An 18776-nucleotide genomic window follows, 5' to 3' on the forward strand; every position below is an offset into this window, starting at 1 on the left:
TTCAATGCTTATTCGTTGCACCTAATTCACTTTTTTAACCCGGCAACTCTTAATATATCTAGGTTTTCGGTTGATATGTCCATAGCTTTAATGTTGTATTTTATTGATGCCACACGGACATTGTGTGTTATTGTTGTTATAGTAGGAATGGTAATCAACCTGGATGAAAGACTGATAAACTAAAAGTGTGGAAGTATTATTAATCAATGTCAATAAATACTACAGTAGTTAATTGGATGCGATCGCCGTCACCATTCCTGTCAGAAATTCGTAACACTCTGCAATTAGCAGTTCCTTTAGGAGGTATTCAACTAGCAGAAGCATCTATTGGTTTTATCAATACTGTAATGATGGGATTATTAGGTGTTCAGTCCCTCGCTGCTGGTGCCTTGGGTGCGATTACCTTTTATACCCTAACTTTGATTTGCATGGGAGTGGCCGAAGGAGCTAGTCCACTTGCAGCAGAAGCTTTCGGTGCCAACAACCTAGAGCGTATTCCCCGACTTCTTGCTCAAGGGATGTGGTTGGTTGTAATGGTTTCTTTACCCATGATGTTGCTTACTTGGAATTTAGACTCCATCTTAATGCTGTTGGGTCAAGAAAAGAATATTGTAGCTCTAAGTAGTACCTATTTAAGAGCCATTGTTTGGGGTTTTCCGGCGGCAACGGGCTTTTTTATCATGAAAGAGATTGCCACTGCTCTTAATCGTCCTCAGTTGATTAGTGCGATCGCGTTAATTAGCATTCCTTTAAATATTACGGCTAACTATCTTTTAATTTTTGGTAGACTAGGTTTACCCGCTTTAGGATTAGCAGGAATTGGTTGGGCTAGTGTATGTGTATTCTGGGTAAATTTCCTAGCTGCTACTGCCATACTGGGATTCCATCCCTGGTTTAGGGAATACAAAATTTTTAGTTCTTTAGGGTTCGATAGAGCCTTATTTGCCGAACTTTGGCGCAATGGTTGGCCTATTGGCTTGCAATACGCATCATCTTTATTAGTATTTACCCTCATTGCCTTGATCAGTGGTTATATGGGAACAACTCTGTTGGCTGCCAATGAAATTGTTGTGCAAATTCTAGAAACATCACTGATTGTACCCATAGCAGTTTCTTACGCTGCTATGACAAGGGTTGGACAAATGTTTGGTATGAATGACCTCAATGGGGCAAAAAGGGCAGGATTTGCATCAATTACTATTGGTTTAGGGGCAATAACCTTGGTTGCTGTTGCTTTATGGCTTTTTCCCCAACAAATTGTATCAATCTATTTAGATAGTAATGAGATAGATCATATCACCGCAATTAAGTCTGCAATCTCCCTGCTGAGAGTTGGGACATTTTTTTTAATGGCTTATGGCATTAATGTCATTGCTATGGGCATATTGATGGGAATCCAAGATACTCGCTTACCTTTATTGATTAACATAGGGTTTGAGTGGGGTATTGGCATTATAAGTGGCTATCTACTTTGTTTTCACCTAAATATGGGAAGTATAGGTTTGTGGTTAGGTTTAACGTTAGGTGTCACCCTCGCAACAGTGTTTTTAATATATAGTTTTTACCGTTCTATTTCTGAGATGATCCAATCTAGTGAAGATGAACAGGGGTTAAAGGAAACCCATATCTTAAATTTATTTTCTTAGTCTTTCTCACCAGATTTAACCAATAGACATCTCCAGAAATGAGGTTTTCGTCTAAAAAGTTAAGGGTTTTAGATTCTTTTTCGGAGATGTCCAATGAATCTTGAATTTCTTGAACGAAATTTCGCCCAACAATTTTGCATAAAAAATTCATATCTCATTCCTGGAGATGTCTAATATAACGCACATTTCGCACTCCCCAGTGTCACAATCGGTAATTATGGCTAACGCCACGCTCCGCTATCGGATTTTTGAAGACATTCGAGGATAATTTTGATACAAAATGATCTAAATTTTAGGTAGCGATAGCGAAGCGCTGCTGCAAGCAGTTCGCCAATCTCAAATCCCCAAATGACCATTTTTCGTTGTGTGACAGTTTAGGGTGCGGAAGGTGGGATATAAAGCCGTTATTCGCAACGACAAATTAATAATTGTCGTGGTGATTGGGAAGTAAAAGGTGTGAAATCATAATCACCATAACAATGTTCAATTGTAAACCCGTTATACTTTAAAAGCATTTCTAATTCTTTGGGAAAATATAACTTAATCTTTGTTTCTTCCAGAATTTCTTTTTTTCCTCCTGCTAATTTAAAAAATAACTTCCAAGTCCATATTTGTTGAGGCCAATCTACCTCATTTTCATTAGTTACTATGACAGTACCTTTTCCGTCTGGATCTTCATATATTGAATATAAATTACGAGTTTTGGATAATAAAAATTCTAGATAATCTTCACTCAAGTAATTTTCTAAATCAATAATAAATCTACCCTCTGGCTGTAAATGTTTACGCACCATACTCAAACAATTCTCAACTGATGGGAAATCCGCAAGATGTCCCAGGGAGTTAAGAGGAAAAATAATCAGGGAGAACTGCTGATCAAGGTTAAAATTTTGAACATCAGCCTGTATCCATTTTACTGAAGAGCATTTTCTTCTAGCATCTTCTAGCATAGATTGAGAAATATCAATTCCTGTTACCTGCCAACCTTTTTCTACTAAAGGAATAGCAATTCTACCATTACCACAACATAATTCTAAAATTGGATCACCATAGCGACTTGCCATATCTATCCAAAAAGGAATATCAGAAACTAAAAAATCGGGTTCAAGATAGTTCTTTTCATAAACTAGATTGTAATGTCTACCATCATAATGGATGGACTCATTATCAGAAATCTTGCTCACACTTTCAGAATCATTGTCAAATCTATCGAAAGTTGATGAAACTTGGTTTTCTTGACTACTCATTTGTAATTAGCTCCTGTTTTAATTGATGAAAATTTGCGATCTGAAATAGTTAAATTTGTCTGATTATATCTCAAATTCAGAAATCAATATTTCTGGTTTTGTAACAAGTTGTTGGATAACTTTCTGGAAACCACTAAAAAACTGCTCTATGGTTTCATCTGTTAATAAATTGGTGCTATAACATCCTAAGATTTTGATTTTTTGGGAGTCTTTATAGGGAGGAAGAATATAAAGTTCGAGGGGATCGGTATTTTCAGCCCAAAGTTCACCTTGATCCACAAATGATATCGGTTCTAATTCAAAGATTTCACCTTGCCAAGGCAGGGGAGGAGTCATACTAATGGATACGCTTTGCACAAATTTAAGGCTATCAGTCTGAGAATACAATCTGTGTATGGGAACTTTTTGATGAGTTATTGCTTCATGCAGAGTCTGTTGAACCTGTTCTAAAAGAGTCATTCCTGTTTGTGTGTTGTCAACATGAGAATACAAATAAAGGTCATTAATAAACCAACCCAGTATTTTCTCAATTGTGGGTGTTCGCCGATTAGCAATTGTTCCTACCACAATAACTTCCGTTTGTCCACTCAATTTAAACAAAAGTATCTTCACCACAGTGAGGATCATCACAAAATAGGTGACTTTTTGGGAAAGACTGAAGGCTTTAATTGCACTTCCCAGACTCTCTGATAAATCCAAAGAATATAAAGATGCATACCCCTTTTTTTTGTTTTGTCCTGGCTGTTTGGTGGGTAAAAGAGTGAGGGGTGTGGGGAGATTAGCCAGCTTTTTTTGCCAATAAACCAGATTTTTTTGGATTAGGTCTTCATTTAACCATTTTTGCTCCCAGAGAGTAAAATCCCCATACTGAACAGAAGGTTCAGGTAAAGGTGAAGGCTTACCCATAGAGAATGCACTATAGATGGTTCTTAATTCAGAGAGAAAAATGCTAATTGACCAGCCATCAATAATCAGATATTGCATGGTGATGACTAACTTAGATTCCTCTGGAGTTAATTGTAACAAGGTTGTATCCATCAGAGGACCAATTGCTAGGTTAAAATCGTACCTGGCTTTTTGCTCAAAAATTCTCTGAACTTGGTCATCTCGTTCTGGTTGGGATAGATTTTGTAAGTTAACGATATTTATGGGTAGGGTGAGGAATGGAGTAACAATTTGTACAGGTTCATCATCCACCACAGTAAAGGTAGTTCGCAAAATTTCGTGTCTGCGAATTATCTCATTGATGCTTTGTTCTAAAACCTTCAAAGAGATAGATCCCTTCAAACGGAGAGTAAAACAACAGTTATGATTGCAACTGTTTGGATTCAACTCTAATACCTCCCATAGCCCCTGTTGTGATAGAGATAGGGGTATAGGTTGGTCTCGATGAATAGGTATCAAAGGTGGTAAAAAAACATCCAGAGATCCACCTTGACTAAGATTTTCAATCTCCTGAGCGACTAAAGCAATAGTAGATGTTGTAAAGAGATAGTTTAGGGGGAGTTCTACCGAAAAAGCCTCCTGAATGCGGGAAATTATAGATATCGCCAATAAGGAATTCCCCCCCAATTCAAAGAAGTTGTCGTTAATACCTATTTGTTGCAGTCCTAAAACTTCACCCCAGATTACAGAGAGAATTTGTTCAGTTGGGGTACTAGGTGGGACAAAATTTTCTGCTAGTTCTTGGCGTATATTGGCTGGTACAGGTAAATTGATGCGATCTATCTTGCCATTAGGTGTTAGGGGTAGGGCGTTTATCTGAATTAAAGCACTAGGTATCATAAAATCAGGTAACTTTTGCCGAAGATAATCCCGCACTGTCCTATAAGACATTTTCCCTAAATCAGAGTTAGCAACAACATAAGCAATGAGCCGCTTATCACCGGGAATATCTTCTCTGGCAACAACTACTGCCTGTTCTACTTGGGGATGTTGTCTGAGTGCTGCTTCAATTTCCCCAAGTTCGATGCGAAAACCGGCAATTTTAACTTGATGGTCGATGCGTCCAAGAAACTCAAGCTTACCATCAGGTAAATAGCGAGCCAAATCTCCTGTTTTATATAATTTTGACTTTTGACTTTTGATTTCTGATTTGTCAAAAGGGTTAGGAATGAATTTTTCAGCCGTCAACTCCGGCCGATGCAGATAGCCTCTGGCTAAACCCACTCCTCCTATGTGCAGTTCTCCAGCTACACCAATGGGTACAGGCTGTAATTGTTGATCTAGTACATATATTTGGATATTAGCAATTGGTCGTCCAATGGGGATTTTTTGGTCACTAGGAACGCATTGGTTTACAGTCGCACAAACAGTGGTTTCTGTTGGACCATAAGCGTTAAAGAAACGTCGCCCGGTAGCCCATTTTTGAACCAAGTCAGCAGTGCAAGCCTCTCCTCCCACAATTATCGTTTCTAATGTCGGTAGTTCCTCTACAGGCATTACTGCTAACGCTGATGGTGGCAAGAGAACATGAGTAATCCGATAGTTGTGTAATCGCTTAATTAATTTCAACCCAGGGAGTAAAGCATCTTTAGTTCCTAAATACAGTGTTGCTCCTACTCCCAAAGCCATGAAAATTTCCCAGATGGAAGCATCGAAACTCAAGGAAGCAAATTGGAGAACACGACTATGAGAACCCAAGCCAAATATTTCGATTTGAGACTTTGCTAAGTTGTATAGTCCACCATGTTCAATCATCACACCTTTGGGTTTACCTGTTGACCCCGATGTGTAAATTACATAAGCCAAATTACCAGTTGATACTGTATTGACGAGATTTTCTGGTGGATATTCAGCTATTGCTTGCTCTGTCTGTTCCAGGAAAATAATTTGCGCCTTATGTTCAGGTAATTTCTTAGTTAATCGCCTTTGTGTCAAAAGCAGAGATACCTGGGAATCTGACAAAATATAACCTAGACGTTCTGGGGGATAATCTGGATCAAGGGGTACATAAGCACCTCCTGCTTTGAAAATACCCAATATTCCTACTATCATTTCTAAAGAACGTTCTACACAAATACCCACCAGTTCATCTGGTTTTACCCCCAAATCTTGCAGGTAATGTGCTAATTGATTGGCTTGATTATTCAGTTCTTGATAAGTTAGCTGTTCCTGTTCAAAAACCACAGCTACTGCTTCTGGTGTTTGTTCTACTTGAGTTTCAAATAGTTGATGAATACATTGATCCTGCAAATAATTCCGATGTGTATTATTCCATTCTACTAATATTTTTTGTCGTTCCGTTTCTGTTAAAGCTTGTTCTTCATAAATTTGCCCTTTAAGATGATTAATTAGCATTTGTTTTGGATTTACTTTGGTATTACTGGTACTTTAATGTTGATATCTTATATAAAGGTGTCAAAAGTGTCAAGGAATATTTGGAAATTCTCATCTAATTGGTTACTATAAGTCGCGGCTCTACGGACAAAACTCGCCTATTTCTTCTGTTCCGTAACGGATAGATGGGTTTCAAAACCTTAATTTTTTGTTAGTCCACACAGGTGGAATTTGCTTGTGTAGTAGGACTTTTAGGCGCACAAAACTTTTGAAATATCCTCTTAAGTGTTGATTAAAACTACCTAGCTCAATCCTAATGAGGTATAAATGATCTGGAAACCAAGATTATGTAAGTTTTAACCTCATCCAGTACAAAAAAATACGGATAAGATGCCATCCTTGTCTGTAGTTGTTTGAAAGTGATATTCAGAAAATTTAGTTTTGTTTCTTATGTGTTATTTCAATACCTTGGTCAAAACCCTGAAACCCTATTGATATCGTAACGATTTTATTGGGTTTCAGACCTGTATTGGGACAATTGACTAAGGTATTGTTATTTATAACTGATTTTGTGAGACAACAATTGTAAAAAGGTATATATAGTAAGAATATTCTGCAAAATTACACATTTATTCGGATAAAAGTATATGACTTTGGCAGCGGAAATACCAAGTAGTTATGACTCAATATTACCATTAGATCAAGAGGCTAAATCCAGTCCTGAACATGATCCCCTGAAAAATGCTCAGGGTGTTTATGTGACGGTTCATGGGCATTTTTATCAACCTCCTAGAGAAAATCCTTATCTTGATGCGATTGAACGTCAACCTAGCGCTAGTCCTTTTCATGACTGGAATGAGCGGATTCATTGGGAATGCTATCGTCCTAATGCTTTTGCTAGGGTCTTAAATGACCGAGGCGAGGTTGTGAAGATTGTGAATAATTATGAATATATGAGTTTTAATATCGGTCCAACGCTGATGTCGTGGTTAGAACGCTACGATGGGTCCGTTTATCAGCGGATTTTAGAGGCTGATGCTAAAAGCTGCGATCGCCTCAATGGTCATGGCAATGCGATCGCTCAAGTCTATAATCACATTATCCTGCCTCTAGCCAATGAACGGGATAAACATACACAAATTCGCTGGGGTAAGGAAGATTTCCGTTCTCGCTTTGGTCGTGACCCTGAAGGAATGTGGTTAGCGGAAACAGCCGTAGATTATGCCACCTTAGAAGCATTGGTAGGGGAAGACATTAAATTTATCATTTTAGCCCCTTCTCAAGCCCAGCGTTGTCGTCCAATCCCCACAGGAGATGATTCTGGTGGTCAATGGCATGAGGTGGGTGGTAATCAGATTGATCCAACTCGTCCTTACCGTTGTTATTTGGATAGTGACGAGTCTGCTAAAACATCAAATGCCTATATTGATATCTTTTTCTACGATGGTCCAATTTCGCGGGATATGGGTTTTAGTGATGTTGTTTACAATTCCCATCATTTTGCGGGACGCATTGGTGCAGCTATTCGTGGAGATCATCGTCAGTCTCAATTAATTTCTGTAGCTACAGATGGAGAAACTTTTGGACATCATAAAAAGGGTACAGAGAAGACTTTAGCCTATGCCTTTATTGGTGAGTTTCCCCGTCATGGTTGGACTGTCACCAATTTTGCCCATTATTTGAGTTTAAATCCTCCTTCTTGGGAAGTAAAATTAAAGTCGGTGACGGCTTGGAGTTGCGCTCACGGTGTGGATAGATGGCAAGATGATTGTGGTTGTGGTGGTGAAGGGGGTGTGTGGCATCAAAAATGGCGGCGACCGTTGCGTAATGCGTTAAATTGGCTGCGGGATCAGTTAATTGATGTCTATGAGGAATATGGCGGTACATTATTCCGTGATCCTTGGCAAGCAAGGGACGAATATATTCAGGTCATGGGCGATCGCACTCCCGCTAATATTCACCGATTTCTATCTCACCATCAAACTCGCAAACTCCAAGCTGCTGAACAGGTAGAAGCTTTGCGCTTGTTGGAAATGCAGCGTCACTCCTTGCTAATGTTCACCAGTTGCGGCTGGTTTTTTGAGGAAATTTCCCGTCCAGAGGGAACACAGATTTTGCGCTATGCCTCTCGCGCTTTAGAATTAGCAGGAGATGTGGCAGGTGTACAATTAGAAAAAGGTTTTCTTAAACGTTTAAATTTAGCTCCTAGTAATGTGGAAGAGTTTAAACATGGGGGAGAAATATATCGTCAGTTGGTGCTAACTGCCCAAATTGGCTTCAAAGAAGTTGCTGCCCATTACGCCATTACTTCCCTCTTTAATCATCACAAAAATACTGTTCCTCAACAACAAAACGATGAACATCCCCATAGTCATCATCAGCGTGTCTATTGCTATAATGCCCATGAGTTAGATTATCATAAGCAAAGCTTGGGTCCATTAACTATGGCAGTGGGGCATTTGCAGCTAGTGTCAGATATTACTTGGGAAAGTGAAAATTTAGTTTTTGCGGTTTTGCATTTGGGTGGTTGGGATTTTCATTGTTGTATTCAGCAGTTTGCCGGACGACGTAATTATAGTCAAATCAAGGAAAAGCTGTTTACGTCCCTACAACAGGCTAGTATCGCTCATGTAATTTTGGTGATGACTCAATTATTTGGGGACGATACCTTTAGTTTACAGACTTTATTTGCGGAAGAACGTCACCGGATTATGCGGTTGTTGAGTCAGGATACACTGGCACGATTAGACCAGTTATATACTCAGGCATATCGTGACAATTACGGTGTGATTATGGCTTTTTATCGAGATGAGTTGGAAGTACCACGAGAATTACAGGTAGCGGCGGAAATTGCTTTGGGGTATCGTTGTTTGACGACGTTGAAATCTTTAGAACAAGATATTACTGAATTGCAATTAAGCTGGAATTTGATGGGAGAATTGGAGGCGATCACCACTGAAGCTAAACATCTGCGTTGTCAATTAAATATACCCGATGGTAATCGAATTTTAGAACAATTAATAGTCCGGTTATTGTGGCAATTATTGTATGCTGACAATAGCAAGATAGATGCAGATATTCAGCGTTTAGAACGATTAATTGATATTGGTCATGAATTACATCTCGGCATTAATTTAAACCATTCCCAAGAACTCTATTGGACTTGTTTACACAGTCAAATATTGCCACGCATTACCAGTATTGAAAGTGAAGTAGAAACTATCCAATGTCGTCAATTACTAAAACTAGGGCAAAAATTAGCTGTTGATGTCAGTCCTTATTTGGATAAGTTGCCGTAAATTTGTAGGGTGGGCATTCCCCACCATTGCATCATTATTAAATTAGCTTACTAATTTACTGATTGCGCTTATGCACTCAGGATAGTTCTTCCTCATCGGTTTCATAATAACAAATTTTTCGCTTCGTGTCAATAGCTTTGACTCAATTTACGGGGGTGATGAGGATCTTTATCCCAACGGAAAGGATTTTGAAAAATATATTGACGAGCAAGTTCTAAAATTTTTTCATGACGAATAATACGATCATAATAATTGCGTTGCCATACACGCACTCCAGGGGTATCATCAACTTGATTAATAATTTTCGTTGTTTGATATTTGTAATAAGCAATAACCTGTCCCAATGTCGTTTTCCGTAGGGGCGGGGTCTCCCCGCCCTCTGTATTGTTCTCCCCGCCCTCTGTATTGTTCTCCCCGTCCTCTGTATTGTTCTCCCCGTCCTCTTCGTGATTTTGTTGATGTTTCCCACCTTCATGAAAATTATCATTAATCACAATAATCCCATGAACATGATTAGGCATAACAATAAATTCGTCTAATTCAACATTAGGAAAATGGTCAGGTATTTTTGACCAAAATTCATCAATAATAAAACCCCTAACTGTGAATTTCATTTCCCCATTCATGATTTCGCCCAAATTACATTCACGATTTTGGGTACACAGGGTAATGAAATATGCTCCCGGTTGTGAATAATCATAACCCCGTAGGCGAATTGATTGGCGATGATGAATTTTGGGGTTATATTTCATGGGATGAAAGAATAATACCAAAGAGATACAAAGGGCGGGGAGATTTATAGATAAAGGGCGGGGAGATTTATAGATAAAGGGCGGGGAGACCCCGCCCCTACGGGGTTTAAATGCCCCAACTTAATGTTAATGGGCGCTGGGCAAGAACTTGACTATAAAGTTCTTCTAATTGGGTGATATTATCATTCAGGGTATAGCGCTCTAAAACTCGCTTTCTGGCTTTTTCTCCCAACAAGGTGGTTAACTCTGGATGATCTTGGCATAGTGGTAAGAGGGTTTTTAACTGCGATCGCACACTGCTTGTATTAATAGCTACGCCAGCACCCTTTTCTAAAACTTCCCCGTCAGCACCCACATCAGTTGCTAAACAAGCTACACCACAGGACATCGCCTCTAACAAAGATAGGGATAAACCCTCTACCAAAGAAGGTAAAATAAATACATCTGCCCCTCGTAAAATTTCGATGCGACGATTTTCATCGGCGATAAATCCTAACCAGATGATGCCATGTTCTCGCCCATAGAATGACTCTAGCGAAGGCTTTAATGGACCATCACCGACAATCAATAATTTGCTATTAACTCCCATTTCTGACTGCTTCCAAGCCCGCAAGAGAGATTCAACGTTTTTCTCTTGGGCGATTCTCCCTTGATAAACAAACAAACGTTCAGCCCCAAATTCGGCTTTAACCTGAGAAACACCGGGAGAATACTTAACAGGATCTACACCATTAGGAATCACAGCAATTTTGCCTTCCCCCACCCCCATACTTGAGAGTAATTCCCGTTGAATTTGGGAAAAAATAATTACCCGATCATAATGATCTAAAAAAGGAGCGTAAAGTTGATAAGCTAAAAGTTGGGTACTAGATATTAATTTTGCGCCCTTCCCGGCAAATGGAGTGTGGAAAGTGGCAATGAGGGGCAAATTTAACTCTTCGCAAATTTCTGGTAAAACAAAATCTAAAGTTGATAGAGTCAGAGAAGCGTGGACTATATCCGGTTTAATTTCCCGTAGGGAATCTTTCAAAACCTTAGTTGCTTTAAAAGAGGGAATTGTGTAAACCTGAGACTTGTAGATAAATGGTAAAGGAACTTCTTGAAAATTAGGCCAATTGTCAGTTGTCGCCTGTTCTTGGGCAAAGTGCAGAAAACTAACCTCGTGTCCTCTGTCTAGGAGTCCGTTGGTAATTTCTCGACTGTAGGTGACGTTACCGCAAAAGGGTGTTTTTTTTCCAATCCAAGCTATACGCATTCTTCGGTTATCTATAAAAAAGCGAGGGTAAGATATACTGTTTTTATTATGGAGTTGTTATAGCCGAATTTTTGGTGTTCACAAAAACTCAGATATCTCTAACTTTAAAACCTAAATAATCTGGGCAATTAAACAATTAATAGCTTTATTGATAATGCTATTAATTTATAAAATTTTTAACTTGATTACAAATTAATATGCTGATTATTTAGTTGATTCCTAGCAAGTATTTTCCATCTTGCTGGATTAAGTTTAGCACGAAACCCAATAGTTTGATGCAGTTATTCCGGCGAATATAACTCGCTACTATACAAACAAAGTCCACCTGCGTGGACTAATGAAAAGTCAAGGCTTTTGAACCCAGGTATCCCTTACGGGACCGAAGGAATACCTGAGTTCGGTGTTAGGAGTTTCTCCTTCGGAGACGCTACGCGAACGGAGTTATGATTTTTTCAACGAGATCATAAGGGTTTGAGACTCATACTTGGGGCAGTTTTCCACAAATTATCTTATGTCGAACTCAGGTAAGGAATAGGTGGGTTTTGTCTGTGTAGCCGCGTTCGCGTTAGCGAGACGGGGGCATCTTTCCAATCGCTTTTCAAACAACCTCTGAGGATTTCCCAGAATTATACCAAGTAAAGAGACCGCCAACTAAGACGATCGCAGCTAAGGTAAAAAATACTGCTTTTAAGCCGATAAAAGTTTCCGCCACACCAGCTAAAGCCAAGGGGAGAGAAAGGGCAATATTAATCACGTTATTTTGCAGTCCAAATACCTTACCTCGCATAGCTGGAGGTGTTTCGGTTTGGATTGCAGTTTGCATAGGGATACCCACCAAAGCCCCAAATATTCCCAAGGAAGCTATAAATAGCAGCACGGGTAAAAGTTGCGTGGTGAACAGTGATAAACCAATTAAAGATCCTGCCATGCCTAGACAACCCCAAAAACTCAGTTGTTTATAGGAAAAGCGTTGTCCAAATTGTCCGAGAATTGTCGCCCCAATTGCCACACCAACACCGGCAGATGCTAATAGAAAGCCGAATTGAGAGGCTTTCATATTCGGGATAATTTCTGCCATACGAACTGCCAGCACAGTTAGGGCAGCAAAGACAGAAAATAGGATAATTAGTTGTAATAAAGCATTGCGGATGCGATGATTTTCTTGGAGGTAACGGAACCCGTCGCGCAAGTCGGAGAAAACATGAGGAAATTCTGTTTCCGGGGGATGGGTTTTTTCATTAGTTTGGAGTAGAAATAATATTAACCCAGCGATCGCATAACTGCCACCCACCAAAATTTCCTTACCCAATCCCCCACCACCACCTAACTGCGTCCACAGTCCATCTGCTAATGCCAAAACTGGTTCTCCTACCGCAAAACCCACAATCACCGAGGCCATCATTGTCGTTGTATAAAGGGAATTAGCCGAAAGCAAATCCTGTTCTTTGACTATTAAAGGAATAGCCGATTGTTCTGCCGGCGCAAAAAATTGTGTTAGGGTAGAAACCAAAAAAGTCACACCTAAAATAATCAAAAAACCCACTGGTAAAACACCCACAGGCCGCCAATCATGGGTTAACCATAATAGAGTAGGAAGAAGTAAAACCAGAATACCACGCCAAATATTTGATGCTACCAAAACAACTTTTTTTGACCAACGATCTACAAATACCCCCGCTACAGAACCAAATAATACGGCAGGAATTGTAAACGCCATCATTAAAGCCGAAACCCACCCGCTAATACTTTGATCACTAGCTTGAAACTGACTATTAATCAAAGCAATCATCAATACTAAATAAACCTTATCTGCTAGTTGACAGAAAACTTGACCCGCCCAAAGAGCGAGAAAATTAGGGTTTTTTAACACAGGTAAAAACCCCGCCTGTTGATTGTTTGTAGAATCCGTACCCCCAGAATCGGCATCCATTAATGGCAATGTTTCCGGCGTTAAATCCGTCGTTAATTTACCATTCGATTCCGTACCTTTTAATAATGGATCAGATTTTATTTCTGAGGCTGGAGCAATATCAGTTAATGGAATTTCTGCTGGACAATTCCCATCTTCAGAAACATCTTTGAGTGACATTTCTGGACTATGAATATGACTAAGTGTAGGAACAGCAGCAACATTATGATCTAATGCTTTATGCTTTTTTTTAGCGTCGCTAGGTGAGTGAGTTCGGCTTTTTTTATCTAAATCAGACGATTGTATCATGGTTGGCGGCAAAATAGGAGTCAATCAAAGTGGCAGAGCGAATAGGTTGTCCTAAATGATACTGAACATACTGGCGTAAAATTTGCTCAACAGCTAACCATCCAGAATAGTCGGCTACATCTATTTGTATTATCTCTGTTTCCGCCAGGTGTTGAAGCATAACCAGTTGTTTCCCATTTAACCGACGAGAAATAATTGGTAACTCCTGCTGGTGAAAAACCGTTTCGTAGCTAGGATTAGAGTCCCAGAACAGGGAATGGGAAACATTTGTCTTGCTTATTTCCTCCATTTCCCTATTTTCCCGTTTCTCCTGCTCTATTTCTGTTCGCAAGGTTTTCCAAGCGTCTAAACAAATTATGCCACCAGAAGGGATGCTAAATCCAACTTGCCAATGGGGATTTGTCCAGTCTGGGGTTAAAAGCTGTTGAGTTAAACAACAAGACTCTACTTGTGGTGTTAGTCCCGCTAAGGATAAAAGTTGAAACACAGCTTGCACTAAATAAGCAATTACAGAGTTTACTTCTGATTTGGGTATATCCTCTAGCCGTTGCAGATGCTCATTAAATAACTCATAAAGTTCTGTTTGCGGTTGTTCGCTTAACGCTTGACACAAAACCATTTCCGCTAAATACTGACTAGCCGCTAATTTACCCAAATGCTTAGATAAACCTGGATACGTCTTGATAGTTTCAGCTTGAGTAATTCTATCGAGATTTCGTCCTTGGGAAATGAGTAATTCATTAATCACAAACATCCCCATTCTCCCCCCCAAGCTGGAGTTTTGTTTCCGCACTCCTGTCGCAACTGCCCGAATTAACCCAAATTCTTGAGTTAAAATTGTAACTATTTGATCAGATTCGCCCAATGCTTGCGCCTTGAGATTAATACCAGTTGCTTTATAGGTTTTACTCATTTCCCTGCTTTCAACCACCCTAATTATAAATGATACTCATTTAAGTAAAAAACTGGTATACTATATAAATATCCGGTGCGAACAGCACTTAATTTCCAATCGTTCCAATCTTATGAACCAAACAGGTATAGCTGTTTTAGCCGTGATTGCTTTAAGCTCACTTGGTGTTATTGGTGATTACTTTCTGAAAGTTGCTAGTAACAATGAAATCTCATTAAAAACAAGTTGGTTTTTTATTGGACTACTTATTTTAGCTTCTACATCTTTTGGATGGGTATATGTAATGAAGCACATGAAACTAGCCACATTAGGCGTAGTTTATTCCGTTTCTACAGTTTTATTACTAGCATTTGTAGGTGTTATTTTTTTTCAGGAATCTCTCAATGCTTATGAAATTAGCGGGATTGTTTTGGCGATCGCCGCGCTAATTTTACTTTCAGCATTTTCTTAGTAGCCTGTTATCACAGGAGTCAGGAGTAAAAACCTGTTGTGGGCGGAGTTTCATGAATACTTACGGTACGTTGACACGAACAATTCATGCTATCACCCAAAAATGAAGAGATCCGAAACTAGGAAAAGCAGGAGAAAAATATAGGCTTTTTGTCTATCATTAGTTAGGGTTTGCTGAATAAGTTTTTTAGTGATGATAGAGGGAAGTTTTTTTATCCGTCAAACAAAAATGCTTTCTTTTGTAAACCTCTCCTAGCCAAAACCTTGCACTTTATTGATGTATTATCTGTGATTATTTCTACCTTTTTCAGCAAACCCTAATTATCTTTATTAAAGTTGATTATTAAAGTTAATTTTGCTCATTAACTCATGTTCAGTGACAATGAATTTCTGTACTATACCTAGTTCTAGATATTTTTGTTTAATACTTGATGGCAAATAATGAAAATCTTTCACTATTTTTCGACAATTAGTTGCGGAACAGCCACATTCCATTGTCCATGAATTCTCACTCATAGTAGTAGAGTAATCGTAGAAAATCTCCTCACCCTTACAAATATCAATCAAAGCTACTAGTGTATATGTATTGATAATTCCGGCATTGGGATTGCAATGATGATTGACAATCACACCAGGTTCTTCTATGTCTATATATGTTTTAGTATCTATTTGCAATGGATTACCTGATTTTTCTCCCTTTGATAAAGCTTCATCCAGGGTAATTATCCTACCAGAGAAGGTGAGAATCACTTCGCCTTGAGCAATATTCTCAGCAGCAAACACTCCCCTGCCAAAACTGCATTTGTCAATGAAAATATTTAGACAATTACTACTTGGTGTCTTCAGTGTCATATTCTTTGAGTATTTGTTTGCTAACTACAGGATTATGTATGAATTTATATATAACCCTCTTCCGGGAAACTGGGAATCAAAAAAATAAGTTCCTAATTTTTAAATTCATATATAGAAATAATATTTGATTTTTGAAAATGATGGAAGAGGGTTACATAGTGTAACCAGGACAAATCTTACAATAGAAACTAATTATTGTCTAGTCAATTTGTGAAATTACCTGATCATCCAGTAGGTAAGCTGTTGTGCATTTAGTTTGTATAATTCTAGCGGGCAAGATGCCCGCACTACAAAGTTCAAGTAAATTATGGTTATCAAATTTAGCTGCGTAACAGCTTATCAATTAATTATTTCTTTATCCGGGTAATTGCGTTGACGAAGTAAATCCACACCGCGGGATGTGCCTAATCTAGTTGCACCAACCATAATTAACTCTAAAGCATCATTATGAGTGCGAATACCTCCTGATGCTTTGATGCCTACACGATCTTTTGCTATCTCTTTTAAAAGCTTCACATCAGCTACAGTTGCGCCACCATTCCAACCTGTACTAGTTTTTAAGAATGCAGCGCCAGCATCCATAGCCAGTTCCGCAGCGATTTGTTTCTCTGTATCCGTAAGCAAGCTAGTTTCTAAAATTACCTTGACAGGTTGTCCAGCTTCTTCACAAATTGTGGCAATTTCTCGGTGAACTTCCTCTGTTTTTCCCGCCTTTAACCAACCTAAATTAATCACTACATCCAACTCAGTCGCACCATTGTCTACTGCTTCTTTGGCTTCATATAACTTGACGGCTGAAGTATTTGCACCATTGGGAAAACCAATAACTGTACAAACTTGAGGATTTTTTTTATACAGAAGTTCTGCTACTTGCTTGACATAACAAGGATTCACACAAACTGCTGCAAAATTATATCTATATGCTTCGTCGCACCATTGACTAATCTGTTCTGGAGTAGCAATTGGTAATAGCAGAGAGTGGTCAATAAATGGTGCAATATCAATGTTTGGATAGTCTGCTGCCATCGTTTTTTTGGTGTAAAGTTTATTAAACTTGATGAAAATTAAAGTATTTCTTATATCTTAAACCACAATAACCTCAGATCCCCGACTTCTTTGAGAAGTTGGGGATCTTAATCTTACGAACCAGTGTTTAAAAAGTCAAGAATAGTTTGCGCTAAAGCTTTTGCGGCTAAGTAGGGAACACCATTACCAACGGTTTTAAACATATTCGTAAGTGACATATTTTCTGGAAGGGAAAAATCTTCAGGTAAGGATTGAATTGCTAAGGCTTCGGCTATAGAAATGCGTCTAATTTTATAAGGATGTAAATGGACTTCATTATTACCATAGCAAGCCGTAGGAGAATAACGCCACCTGTGTAAACGTTTAAATGATTTTTTGGAATCATCTCCTTCAGGAATAGTAGCAAATTTGATTTTACCTGCCCTTGGTTGAAAATGATGTTGAGCATTAGGATGGTTGAGAACGTGATTTTTTCTAAACCAATATTCAACAGTGAGTTTTTCAGGAATATTTTCAGGACAAGGAATTATGGAATCTTCTTGAAATGGTTGGCTTTGATGCCAAGCATAAGTAAATACTTGTTCTTGAGGATATAAAATATGTTTTTCCCAAGGAAAAGTAAATTCATCTTTGATTTTTATGTCTTTGAGAAATTTAGCTTGAAAGCCTATTAAAATAATTCTATCTCTATCTTGAGGGACACCATATTCAATAGAATTAATTAACCGTTCTGTTAAGATATAACCGAATTTTTGTAATTTTATTTTTAGCTCCTCAAAAAATAAACGATGTTTTGTGGTTCTCCATAAACCTTTGACATTTTCAAATAAAAAGAAATCGGGTAAATTTTGACAAATTAATTCAACATAAGCAGATGAAAGTTTACCATTATCACCTAAATGTCCTTTATTTTTGCCACCAATAGAAAAATCGGGACAGGGAGGACCACCAATAAAACCAATTATATTATTTAATTTTCGGGAATCTTTGACTAATTCATTTAATCCTTGTGCTGGTGTTCCTACTATTAATTTACTTACGTCTGCGGCTTCTCCTTGATGATATCCATATTCAGGTTGGGGGAGGTTAAGTTTTTCCCGTGAATAGCGATATGCAGACATGAATGGAGGGAAGATTTCGTTGACGTAAGCGATGTGATAACCTGTGGTTTCAAAGCCTAAATCGAGGAATCCCGAACCGGAAAAGAAGGAGAAGATAAGGGGGGTAGACATTTGACATTATCAACGGTTTAATTTTTTGTTTAACTTTCTTAGGAATTATATTGATTGTAACGGTGCGTTATGAAGTGGTTTAGGTAAATACACAGCGAAATCCAACCTAAGATTTTTTCACGCACTGTTATTGAGTGAGGCATAAGGTATCTTTTATTCACATCTTCTGATTATCCCATAATCCGCCAGGGAATTAATTCCCTGTCTAATAGCTCAAGTCTACTAAAGTAGACTAAAGATTAATTTTTGGTCCACTGAAGTGGACTTTGGCTATTAGACTGCGATTTTAATCCTAGGCGGTTTAGTTGCATAGTGCAAAATTTGAATCTTTAGAGGGTGTTTGAAAAGTCTAATTTATTACTTGCAAGGGCGACTAGAAGTCGCGGAACCACACAGACGAAACCCACCTATTCCTTCGGTCCCGTAAGGGATACGTGGGTTCAAAAGCCTTGATTTTTCGTTAGTCCACCCAGGTGGACTTTGTTTGTGTAGTAGCGATTTCTAATCGCCGGAAACTTTTCAAACATCCTCTTAGATTAATCACTAGATTCTATATTTTGTAATCATCTAAATCATTACTAAAATGGATAAATTACAAAGAATATTC

Annotated in this window: 12 protein-coding genes; 3 read left to right on the forward strand and 9 right to left on the reverse strand. The window is 38.5% G+C overall.

Annotation, left to right across the window (positions count from 1 at the left end; genetic code table 11):
- Positions 1–206 precede the first annotated feature (206 nt).
- Complete coding sequence (locus tag IQ226_RS01550; protein ID WP_228039189.1) at positions 207–1646, forward strand: MATE family efflux transporter; 1440 nt, start codon at positions 207–209, stop codon at positions 1644–1646.
- Between the two features lie 404 nt (positions 1647–2050).
- Here the strand turns inward: IQ226_RS01550 and IQ226_RS01555 are convergent, their stop codons facing one another.
- Entirely contained in the window at positions 2051–2893 is an 843-nt protein-coding gene (locus IQ226_RS01555) for a class I SAM-dependent methyltransferase (protein WP_193891212.1), read from the reverse strand.
- Between the two features lie 63 nt (positions 2894–2956).
- On the reverse strand, positions 2957–6193 hold the full coding sequence (locus IQ226_RS01560; RefSeq protein WP_193891215.1) for a non-ribosomal peptide synthetase: 3237 nt from the start codon (positions 6191–6193) through the stop codon (positions 2957–2959).
- A 626-nt stretch (positions 6194–6819) separates the two neighbouring features.
- Between IQ226_RS01560 and IQ226_RS01565 the strand changes: the two genes are divergently transcribed.
- Positions 6820–9471, forward strand: coding sequence for a DUF3536 domain-containing protein (locus IQ226_RS01565; protein ID WP_193891217.1), 2652 nt, complete (start codon positions 6820–6822; stop codon positions 9469–9471).
- Positions 9472–9599: 128 nt separating this feature from the next.
- Here the strand turns inward: IQ226_RS01565 and IQ226_RS01570 are convergent, their stop codons facing one another.
- The 4 genes from IQ226_RS01570 to recO form a co-directional block, all read right to left on the reverse strand.
- Positions 9600–10223 carry a transposase gene (locus IQ226_RS01570; protein WP_193891220.1) on the reverse strand — a complete coding sequence of 208 codons (624 nt, stop codon included), beginning with the start codon at positions 10221–10223 and terminating at the stop codon, positions 9600–9602.
- Between the two features lie 106 nt (positions 10224–10329).
- Positions 10330–11478: a glycosyltransferase family 4 protein gene (locus IQ226_RS01575; protein WP_193891223.1), complete on the reverse strand. Its 1149-nt coding sequence runs from the start codon at positions 11476–11478 to the stop codon at positions 10330–10332.
- A 598-nt stretch (positions 11479–12076) separates the two neighbouring features.
- Complete coding sequence (locus IQ226_RS01580; protein ID WP_193891226.1) at positions 12077–13696, reverse strand: MFS transporter; 1620 nt, start codon at positions 13694–13696, stop codon at positions 12077–12079.
- Positions 13680–14609: a DNA repair protein RecO gene (gene recO, locus IQ226_RS01585; RefSeq protein WP_193891229.1), complete on the reverse strand. Its 930-nt coding sequence runs from the start codon at positions 14607–14609 to the stop codon at positions 13680–13682. Before recO ends, IQ226_RS01580 begins: the two co-directional genes overlap by 17 nt.
- A 112-nt stretch (positions 14610–14721) precedes the next feature.
- Here recO and IQ226_RS01590 point away from each other — a divergent pair, with 112 nt between their 5' ends.
- Positions 14722–15060 carry a transporter gene (locus tag IQ226_RS01590; protein ID WP_193891233.1) on the forward strand — a complete coding sequence of 113 codons (339 nt, stop codon included), beginning with the start codon at positions 14722–14724 and terminating at the stop codon, positions 15058–15060.
- Between the two features lie 329 nt (positions 15061–15389).
- Here IQ226_RS01590 and IQ226_RS01595 read toward each other — a convergent pair whose 3' ends face one another.
- From IQ226_RS01595 to IQ226_RS01605, 3 genes are all read right to left on the reverse strand, one after another.
- On the reverse strand, positions 15390–15911 hold the full coding sequence (locus tag IQ226_RS01595; protein WP_193891236.1) for an SET domain-containing protein: 522 nt from the start codon (positions 15909–15911) through the stop codon (positions 15390–15392).
- A 339-nt stretch (positions 15912–16250) separates the two neighbouring features.
- The gene (gene deoC, locus IQ226_RS01600; protein WP_193891240.1) at positions 16251–16937 is read right to left on the reverse strand and encodes a deoxyribose-phosphate aldolase; all 687 of its coding nucleotides are present in this window, start codon (positions 16935–16937) and stop codon (positions 16251–16253) included.
- 113 nt (positions 16938–17050) lie between these two features.
- Positions 17051–18169, reverse strand: coding sequence for a DNA cytosine methyltransferase (locus IQ226_RS01605; RefSeq protein WP_193891243.1), 1119 nt, complete (start codon positions 18167–18169; stop codon positions 17051–17053).
- Positions 18170–18776 lie beyond the last annotated feature (607 nt).

Origin of the sequence: Dolichospermum sp. LEGE 00240, from assembly GCF_015207875.1 — a bacterium.
GTDB classification, from domain to species: Bacteria; Cyanobacteriota; Cyanobacteriia; order Cyanobacteriales; family Nostocaceae; genus Dolichospermum; species Dolichospermum gracile.